Source organism: Oceanicaulis sp. UBA6590 (assembly GCF_002433705.1).
GTDB lineage: Bacteria > Pseudomonadota > Alphaproteobacteria > Caulobacterales > Maricaulaceae > Oceanicaulis.
The window spans coordinates 1-4,581 of the sequence record NZ_DJIQ01000011.1; the positions used below are offsets into that span (position 1 = coordinate 1).

Sequence of the window (4,581 nt, forward strand, 5' to 3'; positions counted from 1 at the left end):
CGCGACGCCTACAAGGCGATGCGCAAGGTGACGGACGCGGATTAGGCGTTTCGGTCCAGATAAGCGCGAACGGCTTTCGCCAAAGCCGGGACTTCCTCGACCGCCGTGCGCCAGATGGTCTTTGGGTCGATGCCGAAATAGCCGTGAACAATGCGGTTTCTCATCCCGCGCACCTGCGGCCACGGGACGTCGGGAATGGCGGCGAGCGTTTCATCGCTCGTCTTCCCGGCGGCTTCTCCGATGGTTTGCAACATGTGCTAGACGGCGCGTTGCTAAATTGGATCGTCGCGAAATTGCGCTATGGAAACGGTGTCTATCGCGGAGGCCAGAAGCGTGGCTTCAGCCAGCACGTCCGCCAGCCAATCGTGATCGGACCGCCTAGACATCAACCGCGTCAGCAGCGATGCGGGCGCGAACGCTTGGACGCAAGCCGGCCTCGGTCGCCAGATCGACTTTCAAGCCCAGAGCCGCTTCCAGCGCCTGTTCCAGACCGATGAGCTCCAGAAAGCTCGGCGTCTGGTCGAAATCCGCAATCAGATCCACATCGCTATCGGGTTTGGCGTCATCGCGAGCGTAGGAGCCGATAAGGCGCAAAGACTTGGCCCCGTGTTCTTTCAAAAGGGGGCGCAACTGGCTCAAACGCTGGATCAGTTCTTCGCGGCGCATGCCCTTAGAGTCTCGCAACCCCGCGCTTTAGGCAAGCGTCCGCGGTTAAACCCGCATAGCCTCGAAGATCAGATCTTCCTCACTGGCTTCGGCCATGATGGCGTCCATCGCCTCGCCATGGCGGATGGGTTCGCGGCCCACTTCCAGCATGACGGGCACGGCCAGCGGGCTGATCTGATCAAGATGGATCGCCTCCACATGGCCCGCCACGCGCACCAGAGCGTCCGACAGGCGGCGCACATCGAGCAGCCCCGCCGCGGCGTCCGCCCAGGCGGCCTGCATCAGAATGTGATCAGGTTCGTGATCGCGCAGCACATTGTAGATGAGGTCGGCGGAGAAGGTGACCTGTCGGCCCGTTTTCTCCTGCCCCGGGAAGCGCCGCTCGATCAGCCCGGCGATGAGGGCGCAATTGCGGAAGGTGCGCTTCATCAGATCGCTCTCGGCCAGCCAGGCGTCGAGATCATCGCCCATCATGTCTTCGGAAAAGAGCGCGCTCATATCCACGCCCGAGAGGTCCTTGCGCCCCCAGACCGCCAGCGCATATTCGTTCGCCACAAAGCCCAGAGGCTGTTTGCCGAGCCGCTCGAGGCGCCGCGTCACCAGCATGCCCAGCGTCTGATGGGCGAGGCGGCCCTCGAACGGATAACAGACGAGCCAGGATTTGCCCGCGCGCGGAAAGGTCTCAACGAGCAGGCTGTCGGGCGCGGGCAGCTTTGATTTGCGCTTCTGGATGTCCAGCCAGTCGCGCACCTGTTCAGGCAGGAGCGACCAGCGGTCAGGATTGTGCACCAGCTCGCGCACCCGCGCGGCGAGATAGGTGGAATAGGGAAACTTGCCGCCCTCAAAGCTGGGGATTTTCGGGTCTTCCGCGCTGGAGCGGCTCACGAGGCAATCGCCGCCGCTCACCCCTTCAAAGCTCAGGATCTGGCCTGCGAACATGAAGGTGTCGCCGGGGCTCAATTGATCGGTGAACCATTCCTCGATCTGGCCCAGCATCTTGCCGCCCATCAGGGTCGCGCCCTGCGCGCCGCCGCTTGAGACTTCGTCGGGACGCACCAGCCCGGGGTTGCCGCGGCCGCGCTGGGGCTTGGACGCGCCCGTGCGTCGCGCCAGCCTTACATTGAGCATCGGCGCTTCAATAATGGTGCCCACATTCATCCGGTGGCGCTGGGCCACATCACGGTTGCGCGCCCGCCACAGACCATCGCGGGTCTGCACCAGACGCTTGAACCGGTCATAGCTGCCAAGCGCGTAGCCGCCATCGGCGACGAAGGCGAGCACCCGGTCAAACGTCTCGCGCGGCAGCTCGGCATAGGGCGCCGCAGCGACGATTTCCTCATACAGCCCGTCCGCCTCGAAGGGGTCGCCGCAGGCGCGGCCCATCACATGCTGGGCGAGCACATCGAGCGATCCGGCTTTCAACGGATCGCCATCAAGCGCGCCCGCCAAGACGGCTTCAGCGGCGCAAGCGCATTCAAGATGCTCGAACCTGTTGGTGGGGACCAGGACGGCGCGGCTTGTCGCATCCAGCCGGTGATTGGCGCGACCGAGTCGTTGCAGCAGCCGGGAGGTGCCTTTCGGGGCGCCCATCTGGATCACCAGGTCCACATCCCCCCAGTCGATCCCGAGATCGAGGGTGGAGGTGCACACGACGGCCTTCAGCACGCCCGCCCCCATGGCCGCTTCCACCTTGCGTCGCTGCTCGACCGAGAGTGAGCCGTGATGCAGCGCAATGGGCAGATTGTCGTCATTGATCGCCCAGAGCTCCTGAAAGGTCAGTTCGGCCTGGGAGCGTGTGTTCACGAAGATCAGCGCCGTGCCCGCGCCCTTGATCTGTTCATAGACCGCGGTCATCGCGTGACGGCCCGAATGACCCGCCCAGGGAATCCGGTCCTCGGGCGTCAGGATCTCGACTTCAGGGGCGGCCCCTGCATCGCCGCGCACAATCCTCGCGAAGCGGGCGTCTTCTTCGGGCTGCTGAGCGGACAGCCAGCGCGCATGGCCCATCTCGTCCTTCACGGTGGCCGACAGGCCCACCCGGCGCATGCGGGGCGCATAGTGCTGGATCGCGGCGAGGCCAAGCGCCAGCAGATCGCCGCGTTTGGAAGCGGCGATGGCGTGCACTTCGTCGATGATCACGCATTGGAGGTCTTCAAAGAAGGCTCCGGCGTTTTCCTGCGCACAGAACAGCGCAATCTGCTCGGGCGTTGTCAGCAGGATGTCCGGCGGCTTCGCGCGCTGGCGGGTGCGTTTGGAGGCAGGCGTGTCGCCGGTACGAGTCTCGACGCGCAGATCGAGGCCCATTTCCTCGATCGGCGTCATCAGATTGCGCGCCACGTCCTGGCTCAGCGCCTTGAGCGGGCTGATATAGAGCGTGTGCAGGCGGTGGGGGCGGTCCTTGCCCTCGCGTTCGGCGATGTCGGCCAGATCAATCAGGCTCGGCAGGAAGCCGCCCAGCGTCTTGCCGCCGCCGGTGGGCGCAATCAGCAGCGCATCCTCGCCCGCCTGGGCGGCGGCGACCATCTCGCGCTGGTGCGCACGCGGCGTCCAGCCCCGGCTTTCAAACCAGGCTTCAAAGCGGTCGGGCAGGGCGGGCAGGCGGGCGTGTTTCATTGCCGAAAGAGATAGCATGGGCGATGGACGGGCACAGTCTTTCCTCTGTACCGCTCAGGCCCTAGTCTGCGGCGCAACACACTAACCATGAAGGAGACGCCCGATGCGCGCAGCCCTGTTCGCCTTCGCATCCGTTCTGGCCCTGACCGCCTGCAGCCAGCCGGCTGCGCAAACCGACGCGCCCGCCGAGTCTGAAGCGTCCGGCCCTGCGACGACGCAGATCGCGGCCCCGGTCTATCCCGAAACGCGCACGGTCGAGCAGGTGGATGTCTACGCTTCGGCGGCCGAGGGCGAGGTCGCGGTGTCGGATCCCTATCGCTGGCTCGAACAGGATGTGCGCGTGTCCGAGGATGTGGCGAATTGGGTTGAGGCGCAGACCGAGGTGACCAACGCCTATCTCGACCAGCTGCCGGGCCGTGAGCGGATCGCCGCACGTCTGGCCGAGCTGTGGAATTATGAGCGCTACGGCTTGCCGACGACGCGCGAGACCGAAGACGGCCTGCGCTATTTCTTCTCGCGCAATGACGGGCTTCAGGACCAGTCGGTCTTCATGGTTCAGGACGGGCTTGAGGGCGAAGCGCGCCCGCTGATCGATCCCAATGAATGGGCGGCGGACGGCACGACGGCGCTGGCGGGCACGGTGCCCAGCCCGGACGGGGCTAAACTGGCCTATCTGATTGCCGATGGCGGCTCGGACTGGCGCTCGATCCGCGTCATGGACGTTGAGACGGGAGAAACCCTGTCTGACGAGATCGAGTGGGTGAAGTTCTCGCCCTTAAGCTGGGCCAAGGACGGCTCGGGCTTTTACTATTCGCGCTATCCTGAGCCCGAAGAGGGCGAGGCCTTCACCGCGCTCAATCTCAACCAGGCGATCTATTTCCACGAACTGGGGACCGACCAGAGCGAGGACGTTGAGATCATGGCCGATCCTGACAATCCTGAAGTGGGTTGGCGTGGATTTGTCAGCGATGATGGCCAATACCTGATCATCAATTCCTCCACCGGCACCGATGGCAATGGCGTGCACATTCTCGATCTGGAGACCGAGGGCGCCGAGCCGGTCGAGATCTTCTCAGGGTTTGGCAACAACCATTCCTATGTGGGCAATGACGGCGAGACCTTCTGGTTCCAGACCGATCTCGACGCCCCCAATGGCCGCGTCGTCTCGGTGTCGCTGACAGATCCTTCCGCCTTGGCCGATGTAGTGGCCGAGGGTGACGGCCCGATCACCGGCGCCAGCCATGTGGGCGGTCATCTGATCATCGAGACCATGCGCGATGTGGCGAGCGCGGTCAGCGTCTA

General features: G+C 64.4%; 4 protein-coding genes. 1 reads left to right on the forward strand and 3 read right to left on the reverse strand.

Features of this window, described 5'->3' with window-relative positions:
• Positions 1–41: 41 nt before the first annotated feature.
• From B2Z70_RS02430 to B2Z70_RS02440, 3 genes are all read right to left on the reverse strand, one after another.
• Positions 42–254, reverse strand: a complete 213-nt coding sequence (locus B2Z70_RS02430; RefSeq protein ID WP_009801627.1) for a HepT-like ribonuclease domain-containing protein — start codon at positions 252–254, stop codon at positions 42–44.
• 124 nt (positions 255–378) lie between these two features.
• Positions 379–666, reverse strand: coding sequence for a nucleotidyltransferase family protein (locus tag B2Z70_RS02435; RefSeq protein ID WP_292980583.1), 288 nt, complete (start codon positions 664–666; stop codon positions 379–381).
• Between the two features lie 45 nt (positions 667–711).
• The gene (locus B2Z70_RS02440; RefSeq protein WP_292980585.1) at positions 712–3,279 is read right to left on the reverse strand and encodes a ligase-associated DNA damage response DEXH box helicase; all 2,568 of its coding nucleotides are present in this window, start codon (positions 3,277–3,279) and stop codon (positions 712–714) included.
• Between the two features lie 103 nt (positions 3,280–3,382).
• Between B2Z70_RS02440 and B2Z70_RS02445 the strand changes: the two genes are divergently transcribed.
• A partial coding sequence (locus tag B2Z70_RS02445) for a prolyl oligopeptidase family protein (protein ID WP_518167573.1) occupies positions 3,383–4,581 on the forward strand: 1,199 nt, incomplete at its 3' end.

Coding starts and splice junctions, on each gene's coding strand:
- B2Z70_RS02430 (WP_009801627.1), bottom strand. CDS start 254: ATGTTGCAAACCATCGGAGAAGCCGCCGGGAAGACGAGCGATGAAACG.
- B2Z70_RS02435 (WP_292980583.1), bottom strand. CDS start 666: ATGCGCCGCGAAGAACTGATCCAGCGTTTGAGCCAGTTGCGCCCCCTT.
- B2Z70_RS02440 (WP_292980585.1), bottom strand. CDS start 3,279: ATGAAACACGCCCGCCTGCCCGCCCTGCCCGACCGCTTTGAAGCCTGG.